16 protein-coding genes, 1 tRNA gene and 1 pseudogene are annotated in these 17903 nt (G+C 67.1%); 7 read left to right on the top strand and 11 right to left on the bottom strand.

The window, feature by feature from the left end:
* Positions 1–30: 30 nt before the first annotated feature.
* Genes VVR85_RS05020 through rlmB form a run of 3 tightly spaced genes read left to right on the top strand, consistent with a single transcriptional unit; the run spans position 31 to position 3172 of the window.
* On the top strand, positions 31–777 hold the full coding sequence (locus VVR85_RS05020) for a glucosamine-6-phosphate deaminase (RefSeq protein ID WP_368519857.1): 747 nt from the start codon (positions 31–33) through the stop codon (positions 775–777).
* Between the two features lie 32 nt (positions 778–809).
* Positions 810–2195, top strand: a complete 1386-nt coding sequence (gene cysS, locus VVR85_RS05015; RefSeq protein ID WP_368519856.1) for a cysteine--tRNA ligase — start codon at positions 810–812, stop codon at positions 2193–2195.
* Positions 2196–2224: 29 nt separating this feature from the next.
* A complete protein-coding gene (rlmB, locus tag VVR85_RS05010) occupies positions 2225–3172 on the top strand; it encodes a 23S rRNA (guanosine(2251)-2'-O)-methyltransferase RlmB (protein ID WP_368519855.1) in 948 nt (315 codons plus the stop codon).
* Here rlmB and VVR85_RS05005 read toward each other — a convergent pair.
* The 4 genes from VVR85_RS05005 to VVR85_RS04990 are packed head-to-tail and all read right to left on the bottom strand — an operon-like array spanning position 3134 to position 6546.
* Positions 3134–4000, bottom strand: coding sequence for a PHB depolymerase family esterase (locus VVR85_RS05005; RefSeq protein ID WP_368519854.1), 867 nt, complete (start codon positions 3998–4000; stop codon positions 3134–3136). The two genes, rlmB and VVR85_RS05005, sit on opposite strands and share 39 nt — an antisense overlap.
* Before the next feature lie 18 nt (positions 4001–4018).
* Positions 4019–4897 (bottom strand): metal ABC transporter permease, encoded by an 879-nt coding sequence (locus VVR85_RS05000; RefSeq protein WP_368519853.1) that lies wholly within the window; start codon positions 4895–4897, stop codon positions 4019–4021.
* On the bottom strand, positions 4897–5601 hold the full coding sequence (locus VVR85_RS04995; RefSeq protein WP_368519852.1) for a metal ABC transporter ATP-binding protein: 705 nt from the start codon (positions 5599–5601) through the stop codon (positions 4897–4899). The genes VVR85_RS05000 and VVR85_RS04995 overlap by 1 nt, the downstream gene beginning before the upstream one ends.
* Complete coding sequence (locus VVR85_RS04990) at positions 5602–6546, bottom strand: metal ABC transporter solute-binding protein, Zn/Mn family (protein ID WP_368519851.1); 945 nt, start codon at positions 6544–6546, stop codon at positions 5602–5604.
* Positions 6547–6634: 88 nt separating this feature from the next.
* Between VVR85_RS04990 and VVR85_RS04985 the strand changes: the two genes are divergently transcribed.
* Positions 6635–7723, top strand: a complete 1089-nt coding sequence (locus VVR85_RS04985; RefSeq protein ID WP_368519850.1) for a LacI family DNA-binding transcriptional regulator — start codon at positions 6635–6637, stop codon at positions 7721–7723.
* Here VVR85_RS04985 and otsB read toward each other — a convergent pair.
* The 5 genes from otsB to thrE all read right to left on the bottom strand — a co-directional run bounded on the left by otsB (position 7676) and on the right by thrE (position 12590).
* Positions 7676–8440, bottom strand: a complete 765-nt coding sequence (gene otsB / locus VVR85_RS04980; protein ID WP_368519849.1) for a trehalose-phosphatase — start codon at positions 8438–8440, stop codon at positions 7676–7678. The two genes, VVR85_RS04985 and otsB, sit on opposite strands and share 48 nt — an antisense overlap.
* A gap of 29 nt (positions 8441–8469) precedes the next feature.
* Entirely contained in the window at positions 8470–8976 is a 507-nt protein-coding gene (locus tag VVR85_RS04975; RefSeq protein WP_368519848.1) for a hypothetical protein, read from the bottom strand.
* Positions 8973–10400, bottom strand: a complete 1428-nt coding sequence (locus tag VVR85_RS04970; RefSeq protein WP_368519847.1) for a trehalose-6-phosphate synthase — start codon at positions 10398–10400, stop codon at positions 8973–8975. Before VVR85_RS04970 ends, VVR85_RS04975 begins: the two co-directional genes overlap by 4 nt.
* 9 nt (positions 10401–10409) lie before the next feature.
* Positions 10410–10769 (bottom strand): hypothetical protein, encoded by a 360-nt coding sequence (locus VVR85_RS04965; protein WP_368519846.1) that lies wholly within the window; start codon positions 10767–10769, stop codon positions 10410–10412.
* 75 nt (positions 10770–10844) lie between these two features.
* Positions 10845–12590, bottom strand: a complete 1746-nt coding sequence (gene thrE / locus VVR85_RS04960) for a threonine/serine exporter ThrE (RefSeq protein ID WP_368519845.1) — start codon at positions 12588–12590, stop codon at positions 10845–10847.
* A 211-nt stretch (positions 12591–12801) separates the two neighbouring features.
* Here thrE and VVR85_RS04955 point away from each other — a divergent pair.
* Positions 12802–12877 (top strand) — tRNA-Thr (locus VVR85_RS04955).
* A 96-nt stretch (positions 12878–12973) separates the two neighbouring features.
* Here the strand turns inward: VVR85_RS04955 and VVR85_RS04950 are convergent.
* Positions 12974–13522 carry a TetR/AcrR family transcriptional regulator gene (locus tag VVR85_RS04950; RefSeq protein ID WP_368519844.1) on the bottom strand — a complete coding sequence of 183 codons (549 nt, stop codon included), beginning with the start codon at positions 13520–13522 and terminating at the stop codon, positions 12974–12976.
* A pseudogene (locus VVR85_RS04945) lies at positions 13509–14995 on the bottom strand (MFS transporter). The gene VVR85_RS04950 and the pseudogene VVR85_RS04945 overlap by 14 nt, the downstream one beginning before the upstream one ends.
* Positions 14996–15175: 180 nt before the next feature.
* On the opposite strand from VVR85_RS04945, the gene VVR85_RS04940 reads away from it, so the two are divergent.
* Together VVR85_RS04940 and VVR85_RS04935 are read left to right on the top strand one after the other, a co-directional pair.
* Entirely contained in the window at positions 15176–16918 is a 1743-nt protein-coding gene (locus tag VVR85_RS04940) for a pyruvate dehydrogenase (protein WP_368519843.1), read from the top strand.
* Positions 16919–17149: 231 nt separating this feature from the next.
* Positions 17150–17872, top strand: a complete 723-nt coding sequence (locus tag VVR85_RS04935; protein WP_409338181.1) for a response regulator transcription factor — start codon at positions 17150–17152, stop codon at positions 17870–17872.
* Positions 17873–17903 lie beyond the last annotated feature (31 nt).

Here is a 17903-nt window from a genome sequence, read left to right as displayed (position 1 = left end):
CGCGCTGAGGCAGGACTGGAGGAAAGCAGCATGGAAGTCATCATCCGGAAGACCGCGGCGGAGGTCGCGACGGCGGCCGCGGATATCTTGTCCGGCTATTTCCGCCCCGGCGGGGTCATTGGGGTGGCCACGGGATCGACGCCGCTGGCCACCTACGCCGAGCTCATCGCCCGCGCGCGGGCCGGGCGCCTGGAGACCAGCGAAGTAGAGTTTTTCGCCCTGGACGAATACGTCGGGCTGGGCCACGACCACCCGCAGAGCTACTACCAGACGCTGCGTACCGAGCTCATCGATCCGCTCGGGGTCGAGCCCGCGCGGCTGCACGTGCCGGACGCGGCCGCGGCGGAGCGCTACGAAGACGAGATCGCGGCGGCCGCCGGCATCGACTGCCAGCTGCTGGGGGTGGGCCAAAACGGGCACATCGGCTTCAACGAGCCGGGCAGTTCGCTCAACTCCCTGACCCGCTGGAAAACCCTGCACCCGCAGACCGTGGCGGACAATTCCCGCTTCTTTGCCTCCGCGGACGAGGTCCCGCGCCACGTCGTCACGCAGGGGCTGGGCACCATCCAGCGCGCCGGGCACCTGCTGCTGATTGCCACCGGTGCAAACAAGCAGGACGCGGTCGCCGGGCTGGTGGAAGGGCCCCTGAGCGCGGCCTGCCCGGCCTCCATCCTGCAGTGGCACCGGCACGCCACGGTGGTGGTGGACGCGGCCGCCGCGAGTGGTTTGCGCAACCGGGAATATTACGAGTTCGCGGAGGCGAATAAGCCCAACTAGGACGGCAGATACGGTTAGGTAGAATCACTGTTGTGACTTTGCGTATCTATGACACTGCTACCCGTAACCTCCGCGATTTTGAGCCGCTTCGCCCCGGCCATGTGTCGGTCTACCTGTGTGGGGCCACCCCGCAGGCCAAGCCGCACATCGGGCACCTGCGCTCGGGGGTTGCCTTCGATATCCTGCGTCGCTGGCTTCTGGCCAAGGACTGGGACGTGGCATTCGTGCGCAACGTGACCGATATTGATGACAAGATCCTGACCAAGGCCGCCGAAAACGGCCGCCCCTGGTGGGAGTGGGTGTCCACCTACGAGCGCGAGTTCACGGCCGCCTACAACATGCTGGGCGTGCTGCCGCCGTCCGTGGAGCCGCGCGCGACCGGGTTCGTGACCCAGATGGTCGACTACATGCAGCGGCTCATCGACAACGGCTTCGCCTACGCGGCCGATGGCTCGGTCTACTTCGACGTTAACGCCTGGACCAAGGCGGAAGGCTCCGACTACGGCAGCCTGTCCGGCAACCGCGTCGAGGAGATGGAGCAGGGCGAGACGGATAACGCCGGCAAGCGCAACGCGCTGGACTTCGCGCTGTGGAAGGCCGCCAAGCCGGGCGAGCCGGCCTGGCCCACCCCGTGGGGCAAGGGCCGCCCGGGCTGGCACCTGGAGTGCTCGGCGATGTCCACCTACTACCTGGGCTCCGAGTTCGACATCCACTGCGGCGGCCTGGATCTGCAGTTCCCGCACCACGAGAACGAAATGGCGCAGTCGCACGCGGCCGGGGACGGCTTCGCTCGGTACTGGATGCACAACCACTGGGTGACCATGGCGGGCGAGAAGATGTCGAAGTCCCTGGGCAACGTGCTCAGCGTGGACAACATGCTGGAATTAGTCCGGCCCGTGGAACTGCGCTATTATCTAGGCTCCGCGCACTACCGATCGGTGCTGGAATACTCCGAGGCCGCGCTCACCGAGGCCGCGGCCGGCTACCGCCGTATCGAGGACCTGGTCAACCGTTTCCCGGACCTGGCGCTGGGCCAGTGGACCGAGGCCTTCGGCGCTGCGATGGACGAGGACATCGCCGTGCCGAAGGCGCTGGCCGAAATCCACACCACCGTCCGCGCGGCCAACAAGGAGCTGGCCGCCGGCAACGAGGAGGCCGCCCGGAAGCTAGCGGAGTCCGTGCGCGCCATGGCCGCGGTCCTGGGCTTCGACCCGCTCGATGAGAAGTGGGCAGCCGGCTCCAGCTCTTCGGCTGCCGATGCCGCCTTGGATCAGCTGGTCCAGGCCGAACTGGAACGGCGCGCCCAGGCCCGCAAGGACAAGGACTTTGCCACCGCGGACGCGGTGCGCGACCGGCTGGCCGCGGCGGGCATTACGGTCACCGACACTCCCGACGGCGCCACCTGGCAGCTGTCTTAAGACTTTTAAATACTCAGGAAGGACCACCAATGGCACGCACGCACGGTCGCGGCGGGGCAGGTACCCGCAAGACCAACAAGAAGGGCCAGGTTAAAGGCTCCGGCGGGCAGCGCCGCCGCGGCCTGGAGGGCAAGGGCCCGACGCCTAAGGCGGAGGACCGCGTCTACCACGCCAAGCACAAGGCGAAGCTGGCCCGCCAGCGCCGCGACTCCGGGCGCCACGTCAAGGAAACCCCGGAGATGGTGGTGGGCCGCAACCCGGTCATCGAGTGCCTGCACGCCCGCGTGCCGGCCACGGCGCTCTACATCGCCCAGGGCACCAAGAACGACGAGCGCCTGTCCGAGGCGGTGGCCATGTGCAATACTCGCAACGTGCCCATCCACGAGGTGCCGCGCCACGAGATGGACCGCATGACCGGCAACGGTATGCACCAGGGCATCGGCCTGCAGATCCCGCCCTACAAGTACGCCGAGGTCGAGGACCTTATGCAGCAGGTCCAGGACACCGGGGATACCGGCATGTTCGTCATCCTGGACAACATCACCGACCCGCGCAACCTGGGCGCGGTGGTGCGCTCGGTGGCGGCTTTCGGCGGCCACGGCGTCATCATCCCGGAGCGCCGCTCCGCGTCCGTGACCGCGGTGGCCTGGCGCACCTCCGCGGGCACGGCGGCCCGCCTGCCGGTGGCGCGCGCCACCAATATCACCCGCACGGTCCAGCAGTTCCAGAAGAACGGCTACCAGGTCGTCGGCCTGGACGCCGGCGGGGAGCACACCCTGGACAGCTACGACGGCGGCACCGACCCGGTGGTCATCGTCATCGGCTCTGAGGGCAAGGGGATCTCCCGCCTGGTGCGGGAGAACTGCGACGTCATCATGTCCATCCCGATGGCCCCGGGCGTGGAGTCTCTGAACGCCTCCGTCGCGGCCGGCGCCGTACTATCCGAGTTCGCCCGGCAGCGCCGCGCGGCCGGCTAGGCCGAAGAATTCCGCGGCCACCTCGGCCGCGAGGAATTCCTGGGTGTTGGGGCCCAGCCGCGGGTCCACCTCGTTGCCTGACGGCACCACGTGGCCCAGCCCCTCCATGGTCCACAGCACCACGGGGGCATCTCCGCCCCAGGTCTCGGCGCGCACGCCGGGGTAGGGCCGGCTGGTGGCCGGGGCGGGGGAAGCGCCGTTGAGCTCGGCGAGCCGGGCGGCGGTCTCGCCGGCCGAGGTGACCTCGCCGCGGGTGCGCTGGGCGTCCAGCCCGGCCGTGCCGCCGGCGTAGGGGGCATACGGGTCCTCGGTACCGTGCAGCAGCAGGACCGGGGTCGGCTGCAGGGCGGAGTCCGGGTTGCTGGGGCGGTGGTTGTCGCCGCGGTCCAGCGTCGAGGCGAAGATGCAGGCGGCGCTGAGCAGCCCGGGGGCGTCGAAGAGCAGGCGCAGGACCATCTGCCCGCCGTTGGAGTACCCGCAGGCGAAAACGCGCCCGGCGGAGTACTCGCGGCGCAGGCGCTCGATAAGCGCGCGGGTGAAGCCGACGTCGTCGACGTTTTCCTCGCGCGCGGTGACCGGCAGGATGCCGCGCGCGTCGTTGAAGTGGCGGTCCACGCCGTCCGGGTAGGCCACCAGGCAGCCGTACTTTTCGGCCAGCTCGTCGAAGGTGCCGTTGGTAAACCGCCGGGAGACGTTGGCGGACTGCAGGGAACCGTGGAAATACAGCACGATGTCCGGGTGCTCCGGGAGGTTGTCGGGCTCTATGAGCAGGTATTTGCGCGTCCTAGATTGGTGTTCTAGTTCTTCCCGGTGCAGCGTGTATCCCATAACTTGCCAGTCTAGTCCCTAGTCCTGCGCCGAACAGTGCTGTTGGGTGGCGGTCTCGCCGCGCTGGGCGTGGCGCCCGCGGCGCCAGCCGATGGCCCGGCAGAACAGGTAAATGACAAAAGAAATGGTGGTCACGAACACGGAGACTGGCAGGCCCGGCGCCAGCGAGAGCACCAGGCCGCCGACGGCGGAGATCTCGGCGAAGACGGTGGCCCAGAGCACGGCGCGCACGGGCGAGGAGGTGATCTGGACCGCCGCCGCGCCGGGCGTGATCAGCAGGGCCATGACCAGCAGGGAGCCGACGATCTGGACCGACTGGGAGGCGGCCAGGCCCACCAGGATGGCGAAGAGCACGGAGAGGCTGCGCACGGGCACGCCGGCGGCCGCGGCCATGGCCGGGTCCGCGGAGGAAAAGAGTAGCGGCCGCCAGAACAGGGTCACAGCCGCGACGACCAGGGCGGTGGTGCCGGCCAGCCACCAGACCGAGGCCTGGGACACGCCGACGATCTGCCCGGTCAGCAGCGTCATCGCGGTGGTGGCGTTGCCGGGGTAGAGGTGGATAAACAGCACCGATAGGCCCAGGCCGAAGCTCATCACCACGCCGATGGCGCTGTCCTGCTGGCCCTTGAAGCCGAGCGTGGCCAGCACGATGGCCGCGACGATGGCGCCGGCGACCGCGCCGAAGCCGATGTTCAGGCCGAAGAGCAGGGCCGCGGCCGCGCCCATCAGGGCGAGCTCGGAGGTCGCGTGCACGGAAAAGGACATCTGGCGCAGCACGATGAGCGAGGTCATCACGCCCGACAGGACGCCCAGCAGGGCGCAGGCCACCAGCGAATTCTGGACGAAGTCGACGGAGAGCAGGTACTGGGTGTCTTCGACAAAGCGGGAGAAATCCATTAGACCACCAGCATCCTTCCGTCGATTTCCACAACCTTGACCTTTGTCCCGTAGAGCTCGGAGAGCACCTCGGAGCGCATCACCTCGTCCACGGTGCCGAAGACGTGGCCCTGCGGGGCGAGGTAGAGCACGTGGTCGACCACGTCGAGCACCGGGTTGATGCTGTGCGTGACGAAGACGATGGCGGTATCGCGCTCTTTTTGGAGCCGCTGCAGGCGGGCCACCGTGGCCTGCTGCCGGGCGGGATCGAGGGAGAGCAGCGGCTCGTCCGCCAGGATGAGCTGCGGGTCCTGGGCCAGGGCTTGGGCCTGGCGCACCAGCTGCTGCTGGCCGCCGGACAGGCGGCCGACCCGGCGGTCGGCGATCCCCGTGGCGCCCACGGCGGCGAGCAGATCGTCCACGCGGGCCCGGTCGGCCTGGCGGTTGCTAAGCACCCCGTGCGCGAGCGCCAGGGAGACTAGATCCCGCGCGCGCATCGGTAGCTCGGCGGGGAACATGCGCTGCTGCGGGATAAAGCCCACGCGCGCGTTGACGTCGACGCGCCCGCCGGTGAGCTGGCGGGTGCCCAGGATGGTGCCCAGCAGCGTGGATTTGCCCACGCCGTTCGGGCCCAGCAGGGCGATGAAGTCGCCGGGCTGGATGTCCAGGCTGAGCCCGGACCACAGCGGATCAACCGCGGCGTCGGTGAAGCTAACTAGCGCCATTTATTTGCTCGCCGCGGCGAGATCATCCACCACCTGTTCGTAGTAGTCCAAGAAGTTCGTGTCCTTCGGTGGGGTCTCACCGATTTCGACGATGGGCAGGTCCTTGTCCTCGGCGGCGTTCTTGATGCGGGCGGTGAGATCCGTTTCCGTCTGAGGATTATAAATGAGCACATCCACCTTGTCCTCGTTGACCTCGCCCAGGAAGCGGGCCAGGTCCGCGGCGGTGGGCTCGCCCTCGGCGACGGTGGCCTTGCGGTAGCCTTCCGGCGTGGCGTCAGTCGCCGGGGTGTATTTCATCAGGTAGTCGGCGATGGGCTCGGTCTGGGCGTAGCGGAAAGAACCGATATTCGCCAGCTTGTCCTGGATGGCCTCGGCCTCCTGGACCACCGCGTCCGCGGAGGCGGCCTGAGTCTCGGAGAGCTCGTTGAGGCGGTCGGCGGTTTCCTGCGCGACCTTCTCGATGGCGGCGGCGTCGTACCAGACGTGTTCGTTGCCCTCGATGTTGGTGACCTCGCCCGGGTGCTCCTTGGCCTCGGTGACCGTCATGACGTCCGGCTCCTCGTCGAGGGCGCCGTGCTCGGTCAGCGGCAGCGCGGAGATGATGTCGTCCTGGTTGCTTAAGGCCTGGTACATCCAGGCGTCGTAGCCGCCGCCGTTGGCGATGACCACGTCGGCCTCATTGGCCCGGGCCAGGTCCGCGGCGGTGGGCTCGAAGTGGTGCGGATCGACGTCGTTGCCCTCGACCAGGGCCTGGACCTCGACGTCCAGGTCCGGGGAGCTGTCCGCGACCGCCTGGGCCACATCCGCCCAGATGGAGGTGGAGGCGACCACCTTCAAGGTGCCAGCGTCGTCGCCGTCAGCGCCCGGGCCGGAGCAGGCGCTTAAGGTCAGCGCGCCGGCGGCGAGAAGGGCGACGGGGACGAGTTTGTTCTTGGCGACATGCATGTCCCCCAGTCTGCACTTGTTGAAAATTGTTGTCAAATGGAAATGGGTTGAAAATACCGGGGTACCGGCAGCCGGTAAGGTAGTAGGCATGGTCAAACGCAGCCCGCAGCGCAAGACGCTGGCATCTCTAGCCGCTGAGCTGGGCGTTTCCCGTACCACGGTCTCGAATGCCTACAACCGGCCGGACCAGCTGGCCCCGGCCACCCGGCAGCGCATCCTGGCCACCGCGGCCGCCCGCGGCTACCCCGGCCCCGATCCCACCGCGCGCAGCCTGCGCACCCGCCACGCCGGGTCCTGGGGAGTGGTGCTGACCGAGCACCTGTCCTACGCCTTCGAGGACATGGCCTCCGTGGACTTCCTGGCCGGGCTCTCCGAGGCAACCACCGGGACGGACTTCTCCCTGACGCTTATCCCCGCCGGGCCGGACACCACCGGGCGGGAGGCCAGCGCCGCCGAGCTGCTCGGCCGCGCCAGCGTTGACGGGTTTGTCATCTACTCGGTGGCCGCGGACGATCCTTATCTGGCCGCCGCCCGGGCCCGCGGGCTGCCCGTGGTGGTCTGCGACCAGCCGGTGGACACCGGCCTGCCGTTCGTGGGCATCGACGATCACGCCGCCATCGCCCCGGCGGCCCAGGCGCTTATCGATGCCGGACACCGCCGCATCGGCATCCTGTCCATCCGCCTGCGCCGCGCGCGCCTCGACGGGCCCGTGACCCCGGCGGATTTGGACGCGGCCGAGATGCACGTGCAGCGCTCCCGCGTGCAGGGCGCGCTCGAGGTCTTCGCCACCGTCGGCGTGGAGCCCGCGGGCGTGCCGGTGGTGACCCGCCACCTCAACACGCCGGCCACCGCCCGGGAGGCCGCGGCGGAGCTGCTGGAGGCCAACCCGGAGCTGACCGCCGTGCTGTGCACGACGGACTCCATGGCGCTGGGGGTTTTGGACTACGCCGCCGAGCGCGGTTGGAGCGTGCCCGGGGATCTCTCCGTGACCGGCTTCGACGGCATCGAGGTCGCCCGCCTGCGCGGGGTGGCCACGGTCCAGCAGCCGAACAAGGCCAAGGGCGCGGCGGCCGGGCACCTGCTGGCCCGGCTCATCGCGGGGGAGCCGGTGGCCAGCCCGCGCAAGATCCTAGGGACGACCTACCGCCCCGGCACGACGGTCGGCCAGATCGGTTAGGAAGGCCGCCACCGCGTCGACATCGGCCACCCGCAGCTGCGCGGCCGTGTCCCCCGCGCCGACCTTCACGCCCACGTCCGTGGCCGGGTCGAGGGCCTGAAAACCGGTCTCGTCCGTGACGTCGTCGCCCAAAAAGACCACTGCGGTAGCACCCAGCTGGCGGCGGGTGTCGGCGATCCAGGAGCCCTTCGTAGCGGTGGAGGCGGAAAACTCCACCACGTTCTTGCCCTCGGTCACGTGCAGGCCCGGTGCCTCCACCTCCAGGGCCGCGTCCAGGGCGCGCGCGGCGGCGTCCGGGTCGCGCTGGGAGAGCGCTAAGGCGTGGAAGACGCGGTGGACGGGCTTGTACTCGATATAGGTGCCCGGGTGCTGGGCGGAAAGGTCCTCCAGCCGCTCGTCGATGGCCGCGATCTGGGCCGCCGCGGCCTCCAGCGCCGGGTTGTCCAGCCCCTCGGTTTCCGCGCCGTGGGAGCCGCCGAGCAGCACCGGGGCGCCCAGCGGGAAGACCTGCTTGAGCCCGGCCAGGTGGCGGCCGGACAGCGCGGCCACGGTGGTGCGCGGCAGCGCAGACAGGCGCTCCAAGGCGGCCAGGGAATCCGGGTGGGCTTTAACCGCGTAGATATCGGTGGCGAAGCCGGCTAGCGTGCCGTCGAAGTCGCTGACCACCAGCAACCGTTCGGCGGTGGCGAGGCGGTCGAGAGCGGAAGAATAATCCATGCCCTCCAATCTACCGCGCGCCCGGCCCGTTAGAGCGAGACGAACTCCACGGCCGGGCTGTCGATCTTGCCGTCGCGCAGGGTGAGCACCAGCTGGTTGTTCGGGTTGATGGAGATGTCGAATTCGCGGTCCGTGGCGATGAGCCGGGACAGGCTGTTGTGCGCCCAGGCGGCCTCGCCCGTGCAGTCCTCGCTGCGCTCGTCGTAGCGGACCTCGTCGAAGCGCAGGTAATCGGCGTCGCGCACGTTGGCGGCGTCCTCGCCCTCGGCGTAAGAGACCTTGGCCACGAACCGGGCGCAGCCGGTGGTGCCCACCGCGGTCGACTCGCCGAAGCTGATGGACGGCACATTGGTCACCGCCTCGGAGATGGTCGATAGGGCCTCCGGATCCGTGTAGATGCCCGTTACCTGCCAGTCCTTGCCGACTATGCGCTCGTCGCCGGGGGCGGTCGGCGCCGGCGGCTCGGAGTCTCCGCAGCCGGCCAGCACCAGCGCGGCGGCGGCCAGGCAGGCGCCGGCCTGGGTCAGACGCTTCATTCGGGCTTGGCCTCCCCGAGGGCCCGCAGGAAAGCTTGCGCCCAGACTTGGACGTCGTGGTCGCGCACCTGGGCGTGCAGGGCTTTCATATTGGCCTCCATGGTCTCTGGGGTCTCGCGCAGCCCGACCACCGCCTGGCGGAGGGCGGACTTCACGGATTCAATGTCGAAGGGGTTACACAGGTGGGCCTGCTCCAGCTCGTCGGCCGCTCCGGCAAACTCGGACAGCACCAAGGCGCCGGAGCCGTCCCCGTGGCAGGCGACGTATTCCTTCGCCACCAGGTTCATGCCGTCCTTGAACGGCGTGACGAGCATGACATCTGCCAGGCGGTAGTACTGCCGCAGCACCGGCTTCGGCACCGAGCGGTGGCTGTAGTGCACCACCGGCTTGCCGATGCCCCCGAAGCGCCCGTTGATGCGCCCGACGGCTTCCTCCACCGCGGAGCGGGTCTGCTGGTAGTGCTCGATGCGCTCGCGCGAGGGCGTGGCGATCTGGACCAGCACGACCTTCTCCGGGTCCAGTGCGCCGGTTTCCAGCAGCTCCTCGAAAGCGCTCAGGCGCTGGAGGATGCCCTTGGTGTAGTCCAGGCGGTCCACTCCCAGGATGACGGTTTCCGGGTTGCCCAATTCGGCGCGCAGGCGCTCGACCTCGGCGCGGTCCGCGTCGGTCGCCGGCGGGAAGTCCCCCATGTCGATGGAGATCGGGAAGGCGCCGACCCGGGTGAACTTGCCGTCGGGCGCTTCGATCTGCGCGCTGGCGCGCCGGGTGGCCACCTTTCCGCTCACGCTCAAGCCCTGGGCCTGGGCCAGGCCCAGGAAGTTGTGCACGTTGGACTCCAAGTGGAAGCCCACGACGTCGGCGCCGAGTAGGCCGCGGATGAGCTCCTCGCGCCAGGGCAACTGGCGGAAGAGATCCGCGGGCGGGAAGGGGATGTGCAGGAAGAAACCGATGGTCAGATCCGGGCGCAGCTGCTCCAGGATGCCGGGTAGCAGCTGCAGCTGGTAGTCCTGCACCCACACGGTCGCGCCCTGGGCGGCCACGCTGGCCACCTCGTTGGCAAAACGCAGGTTGACGTCGCGGTAGGTGGCCCACCATTCGCGGTGGTAGGAGGGGGTCACGATGAGATCGTGGTAAAGCGGCCACAGGGTCGCGTTGGAAAAGCCCTCGTAGAATTCCGCGTAGTCCCGCTGGGACAGCCGCACTGGGTGCAGGTGGATGCCGTCGTCCGTCGTAAACGGTTCCGGGGCGGCGTCGGCCACGCCGGGCCAGCCCACCCAGCAGCCCTCCTGCTCCCGCAGGACCGGGGACAGGGCAGCGACCAACCCACCCGGGGAGGCCTTCCATTCCTGGGAGCCGTCCGGGTGGGTGACAAGGTCAACCGGCAGACGGTTGGCCACGACCACGAACTTGTTGGTACCGGCCATGGCGGGTCCTTAAGACTTCTTCGTCGACTTCTTGGTGGACTTTTTGGAGGCCTTCTTCGTAGATTTCTTGGTCGACTTCTTAGTCGATTTCTTGCTGGCCTTCTTGGTGGACTTCTTGGTCGACTTCTTCCCGGCCTTCTTGGTGGACTTCTTGGTCGACTTCTTCGGCTCGGGCTCGCCGTACTCGGCCAGCACCTTCTTGTGAACCAGGCCGTCCGGTTCGACCCCCAGCATGGACATCAAGGTCACGCCGTCCAGGAAATCCTCGGCATAGGTGGCGACCACGCGGCGGGCGGCTGCGGCGGTCTTTTCCTCCACGGCGTTCATCTGCTCAACGTTGGGCTGGGTGTCAGTGACCTTGGGTGGCACGTATTCCTCCTACGGTGCGACGGCGCTAAATAAGCTAGTAGCTTCAGACCGTATATTGTACGCTACCGGCCTGGCTCAGCGCTGGTCGGGATCCGCGTGGGCGGCGTAGAACTCCTCGGTACCGGGGGTGGTGTAGATGGTTTCCTCGCGCAGCGGCTCCGGCTGGGCCGGCCACTCCGAGCGCTGCGGCCAGTGGTCGTCGATCTCGCCGGCATCGACCTGGGCCTGCCACTGCTGGGTGGCCGTGTCGTCCTGGCGCTGGCGGGCCTGCTGCGCGGCGGTCGGCGGCTTCGGGCCATGCACCGGTGGGGGAACCGGGCGCTCCTGGCGCGGCGCGAACGGGGACAGCGGCACGCGCGGGATGCGCGGGCGACTGTTGGCCAGGCGCGTGGCCTGGTGGAAGGAGTAGCGTCCCAGCCGCTTGAAGGCGGAGTAGGGGCGGAAGTACTTCGGGCGGCGCAGGCGCCGCGCACCGCGCTCGCCGAAGACCACGCCGGCGGCCAGCGCGCCGGCGATGGCCAGGGCGGTGACCAGGTTGGTCATGCCGGTGATCATCTGCTCGTTCAGTGCGGCGTACATGCCGCGGTAGAGCGTTAGGCCCGGCAGCATGGGGGTGTAGCCACAGATCATGGTCACCAGCGGCGGGATCAGGAAGCGGCGGGCCATCAGGCCGCCGGCCAGGCCTACTGCCACGGCGGAGATGCCACTGGCGATGACCGTGGAGACGCCGAAGGGAATGATGACGAAGTAGTAGAAGAACATACCGGCCGCGGCGGTCAGCCCGGAGATAACCGTCTCCGACCAGGAGGCGTAGCAGGCCCAGGCGAAACCGGCCGAGCCCACGCCGCCGCACAGGATGAGCAGCGGAATCTCGTGGTAGACCGGCGGGGCGATGGTCGCCAGCGGCGGCAGGGTAAACCCGATATAGTCCACGAACTGGATGCCCACGCCGACTCCGGCGATGATGGCGCCGGTAGACAGCAAGGCTTCAAAGAAGCGGGCAGAAGAGGTCACCGGGGCCTTGGTGATGCCGTCGACCAGACACTGCACCAGCGTCAGGCCGGCCACCAAGACGACGATACCCATACCGATGACCTGGCTGGGTGAGAAGGTCAGGCCGATATTTGAGGCCACCCGGTAGAAAAACGCCGCGGGCACTACGGCGATAAAACCGCCGACCATGTTCTGGTAGAAGGGCGGTAATCGGAACCTGCCCAGCCACGCGTTGATGGACATGATGAGCAGGGCGACGAAGAAGGAGACGACGCCGACGAAGATGTCGCCGCCCAGCATGACGGAGAAAGTCCCGCCCATCACGCCCCAGCCCACCAGGGAGGAGCGCACGCTGCGCGGCGGCTTCATGGCCTCGATGTCGTCGAGCATCTTCTCCGCCATCGCCGGCGGGGTGGCACCCGAGTGGATGGACCGGATGAGACGGTCCACCGCCGCCAGCCGGGAGAAGTTCACGTCCAGCCCGCTGGCTACCCGGAACACGGTCACCGGCCGGCGGTCCGAGCCGGTACCGATATTGGTGTGGATGGTGATCGTGTTGAGCACGATCCCCACGTGGCAGTAGTGCAGGCCGTAGGAGGCCGCCGCGAGGTAGACCTGCGCGCGGGTGTCGGAGTTCGACGTGCCCGAGCAGATAAGGAGGTCGCCGATCCGGGCGGCGATCTCCATGACGCCGGTGACCTGGGCCGGGTCGGTCAGATCAATGGGCGCCAGCGGGGAGGGCGGCGGCGCGGCCTTCGCCGCATCGATAGTGGCGATATTGCTGCTGTTGCCCGGAAAAATCCCGCGCAACTTGGAAAAAACTGACACGCGCTATCCTTTAGCGAGCTGGGTGAAAAACGGGTGGAATAAGGAACCTACCCGGAAGCCTAGTGCCTGAAAAGTGCTCACGCATAACCCGCCTTCACCCGCGCCTTTTAGGTACCCCTAAAGCCCCATCGCCGCCACTCTTTTCGTCCCCCGAAAGCCCGTAAGGTAGCATTTACACGTCGTCACGGAGTGCAACCCAACCGTGGCGAAGGCTGGAGTGGCGCAATTGGTAGCGCAACGCACTTGTAATGCGTAGGTTGCGAGTTCAAGTCTCGTCTCCAGCTCCAAAACGCCATCTCAAAGACGTTTTCCGGAAGTAGAGGCTTGATACCGATCGCCCACGTGTCCAGAAAATGTCCGAAAATTGGCCGGGATTCCCGAAATTAGTTTTCCTCAGGTAGCTGGCTAAGCATGAACTCGATGAGCTTGGCGCGGTTGTCGGCGCTGAGCTTGGTCTCGGTGATGTGGTCGTGGATCCAGAGGCCCTCGCCCATGATGAGGGCGATGAGTTCGGTCAGGTCGGCATCGCTAGCGATCGCGGCGGCTGGGTCGGGGCCCCAGCGCAGGCTGACGGATTCCCAGGGGGCGGAGTATTCCGGATCGGTCTGGGCGTGGATATTCATCAGCAGCTCGGCCAGGGGATCGTTTTTCGCAAGGGAGCTCAGCAGGGCGCGCAAACGCTGGGGCGGGGTGAGCTCGTCAGCCTTTCGTCCGCCGGAGTAGTCCTCCAGCTCGGATTCCCAGCGCGCGGCGCCATAGGTGTGGATGTCGCGCAGCAGGGCGTGCCGGGAGGGGAAGTGGTAGATGAGCCCGGACTTGGACAGCCCGGTGGTTTCCGCCAGGCGGTCGTAGGTCACGGCGTGGATGCCGTCCTCGCCGATGATCTCAATGGCGCTGGCGAGGATCTGATCCTTCTTGCTAGTGCGAGCCAACGAAACCACCAGACTTGGGGTTGTGGCGGAAGCAGTAGGCGGTGGTTGCGGCAAAGCCCACGGTGACTGCGGCCAGGATGCAAAGCGTGTACATGTACCCGTCATTGTAGGCCACGGCGGCAGCCGCGTGGGTGGAGTCTTGGTAGAGGGCCTCCATGCCGAGGGAAGCGATGTTTTCGGGCAGGCCCTGGGCCATGAACAGCGGGACCAGGGAACCGGTGATCGCGATGGAGAGCAAGGTGCCGAACTCGTAGGAGACTTCCTCCACGCTGGCGGCCATGCCGGAGCGGTGCGGCGGGGCGGCGCCGATGATGGCGGTCGAGGCCACGGACATCGCCAAGCCCGCGCCCATGCCGGTGAAGACCATAGCGACGACGAAGAACCAGAGGATGTCGTGGCGACCGGCCCAGAAGGCGGCCCCGACGCCGGCGGCCATGAGGACGAAGCCACCGGAGATAAGCGGCAGGAAACCCACGCGGTGCAGGGTCGCCCCACCCAGCGTCGAGGTCGGCACGGCGGCAATCGCCATCGCGGAGATGATGAGCCCGGCCTGCAGCGGGCTAAAGCCGTCGACGAGCTGGAGCTTCTGCGTGGTGGTCATCTCCACGCCGGCCATGGCGAACATGGCCCCGCCGGCGGCTAGGACGCCGCCGGTAAAGATGGGCGAGCGGAAGACGTCGAAGGTCAGCAGCGGTTCAGCTGGCGCTGGCGGCGGGCGAAGAAGAAGCCGCCGATGGCGCAGACAATGAGTGCGCCGGCGACCGTGCCCCAGCTCGGATCGGTGCTGGCGGCGGACTTGATGGCCATGACCAGGCTGGACAGGGTCACTAGCGCCAGCACTGAGGAGAGGAGGTCCCAGTGCTTGTCCGGGTTGGCGATGTTCGGCGGCGCCAGCAGGCGGGTGGCCACCAGCGCGATCACCACGATGGGGACGTTGATGAGGAAGACCGAGCCCCACCAGAAGTGCTCGAGTAGGAACCCGCCCACGGTCGGGCCGGCCGCGGCGCCGACGACGGCGACGGAGGCCCAGATGCCGATGGCGGTGTTGCGCTCCACCTCGTCGTGGAAGGTCAGGCGGATAAGCGCCAGGGTGGCCGGCATCATGATGGCGGCGCCGAGGCCCAGGACCGCGCGGGCGGCAACCAGCGCCCAGGCGGAGGGAGCGAAGGCGGCCGCCAGGGAGGCGGCGCCGAATATCCACAGCCCGTAAACGAACATGCGGCGGTGGCCGATCTTGTCGCCCAGCGTGCCGGTGCCCAATAGCAGGCCGGCCAGGACCAGCGCGTAGGCGTTGATGATCCACAGCTGCTGGGTGGAGTCCGTGTGGAGCTGCTCGTTGAGCGCGGGCAGCGCGGTGTAGAGGATCGAGTTGTCGAGTCCCACCATCAAAAGGCCGGAGGAGATAACGGCGAAGAAGGACCAGCGGGCGCCCTTAGACATGGTCTCCTCGGGGCGCAGTGTCGTCGTTTGCATGGCGATTACTGTAACGACCGTTCGGTACTGTTTGTAACCGGAGGGGGGTGGAGTGGCGGAAGTCATAGAGGCGCTTCTCCTGTGAGAAGCCGAGCCTTATATGTCCTGAGTATGGAAATTGGGGCGGTGAGGGAGCACAATGGCGAGGGAGATTAATTAATAGTTAAAAGGAGTTGAATCATGGCTCGTTCATACGCTGAACAGTTGGTCGCGACGCTAGAAAAGCAGGGCATCCGCCGCATCTACGGTCTGGTGGGCGACTCGCTGAACCCCATCGTCGACGCCGTGCGCCAGTCGGATATCGAGTGGGTGCACGTCCGCAACGAGGAAGCTGCAGCGTTCGCCGCTGAGGCCGACTCCCTGACCACCGGCGAGCTGGCCGTGTGTGCGGCCTCCTGCGGCCCCGGCAACACCCACCTCATCCAGGGTCTGTACGACGCCAACCGCAATGGCGCCAAGGTGCTGGCCATCGCCAGCCACATCCCGTCCCGCCAGATCGGCTCCACCTTCTTCCAGGAGACCCACCCCGAGGCCATCTTCCAGGAGTGCTCGGGCTACTGCGAGATGGTTAACTCCGCCGAGCAGGGCGGGGTTGTCCTCCACCACGCCATCCAGTCCACCATGGCCGGCAACGGCGTGTCCGTCCTGGTCGTCCCGGGCGACGTCACCACCCAGGAAGCTGACGATGACACCTTTACCGACTCGGTGATTTCCACCGGCCGCCCGGTCGTCTACCCGGACCCGCGCGAGGCCGCCGCCCTGACCCAGGCCATCAACGAGGCCAAGAGCGTCGCCCTGTTCGTCGGCGCCGGCGTCAAGGACGCCCGCAAGGAGGTCCTCGAGCTGGCCCAGAAGGTCAAGGCGCCGATCGGCCACGCCCTGGGCGGCAAGATGTACATCCAGTACGACAACCCCTTCGACGTCGGCATGAACGGCCTGCTGGGCTACGGTGCTGCGCACGACGCCACCAACGACGCCGACCTGCTCATCCTGCTGGGCACCGACTTCCCGTACAACGACTTCCTGCCCAAGCACAACGTGGCCCAGGTCGACATCAACGGCTCCCACATCGGCCGCCGCACCAAGATCTCCTACCCGGTGGTCGGCGACGTCGCCGCCACGCTGGCCAACATCCTGCCGAGCGTCGAGGAAAAGACCGACCGCTCCTTCCTGGACAAGATGCTCAAGGAGCACTACCGCAAGCTCAACCACGTCGTCGAGGCCTACACCAAGGACGTGGACAAGCAGACCCCGCTGCACCCGGAGTACCTGGCGGACATTATCGACGACGAGGCCGACGACGACGCCATCTTCACCGTGGACACCGGCATGTGCAACGTCTGGGGCGCGCGCTACATCACCGCCAACGGCAAGCGCCAGCAGATCGGCTCCTTCCGCCACGGCACCATGGCCAACGCCCTGCCGCAGGCCATCGGCGCCCAGGCTGCCAACCCGGACAAGCAGGTCATCACCTTCTCCGGCGACGGCGGCCTGTCCATGCTGATGGGCGAGCTGCTGACCGTGAAGCTGCACAACCTGCCGGTCAAGATGTTCGTGTTCAACAACTCCTCGCTGGGCATGGTCAAGCTGGAGATGCTCGTCCAGGGCCTGCCGGAGTTCCAGACCGACCACGATCACGTCAACTACGCCAAAATCGCGGAGGCCGCCGGCATCAAGTGCATCCGCATTGAGGACCCGAAGAAGGCCCGCAAGCAGATCAAGGAGGCCATGGCCTTCGACGGCCCGGTCCTCATCGACATGATCACGGACCCGAACGCGCTGTCCCTGCCGCCGACGCTGACTTTCGAGCAGCTGCTGGGCTTCTCCAAGGCCGCCACCCGCACCGTCTTCGGCGGCGGCGTGGGCAAGATGCTGGGCATGGCTAAGTCCAACCTGCGCAACATCCCGGCCTCGGTGGTCTAGTACCACGCGTTTTCGGTGAAAACTGCGGGCCCAGCACGGCTGGGCCCGCTTTTTCTAACTCACAGGGTCCTTGCAGTAACCGGTCAGTACCTTTGATAATTGAAGTGGCAGACTGCTGTGTAGTAGCTGAGAGAACTACCTTCTCTCCTAACAGCCCCGCAACGGGCGCGGATTTCGCCTCGAGTAGGTCCGCGGCACCGCCGGGCTGAGAGGTCCCAATAGTAGAAAGCGATGGTCACAACAATGGACGACAAGAGCACCGAAAACGTTAAAATCCTCGTCGTTGATGACGAGCCCAATATTGTCGAGCTGTTGACCGTGTCCCTGAAATTCCAGGGCTTCGACGTGCGCACGGCCAATTCCGGCACCGAGGCGCTGCGGATTGCCCGCGAAATCAACCCGGACGCCTACATCCTGGACGTCATGATGCCGGGCATGGACGGCTTCGAGCTGCTGGGCAAGCTGCGCTCCGAGGGCCTGGACGGCCCGGCGCTCTACCTAACTGCCAAGGACAGCGTCGAGCAGCGCATCCACGGCCTGACCATTGGCGCGGACGACTACGTGACCAAGCCGTTTAGCCTGGAAGAGGTCATCACCCGCCTGCGCGTCATCCTGCGCCGCGGGGCCAGCGTGGAGGATGAGTCCAACAACGCGACCATGTCCTATGCCGACCTGACGCTCAACGACGACACCCACGAGGTCACCAAGGCGGGCAAGATCATCGATCTCTCGCCCACCGAGTTCAACCTCCTGCGCTACCTCATGCAGAACAAGGAGGTCGTCCTGTCCAAGGCCAAGATCCTGGACAACGTCTGGCACTACGACTTCGGCGGCGACGGCAACGTGGTCGAGTCCTACATCTCCTACCTGCGCCGCAAGATTGATACCGGCGACACCCCGCTCATCCACACCGTCCGCGGCGTGGGCTACGTGCTGCGCACCCCGCGCAGCTAAGACCCGTACCTGACCTTCAAGAGAGATTGCC

The organism is Corynebacterium sp. LK2590 (assembly GCF_040946105.1).
Taxonomy (GTDB): domain Bacteria; phylum Actinomycetota; class Actinomycetes; order Mycobacteriales; family Mycobacteriaceae; genus Corynebacterium.
Note: the sequence above shows the minus strand (reverse complement) of the source record. Positions and strands in the feature narration are given on the sequence as shown.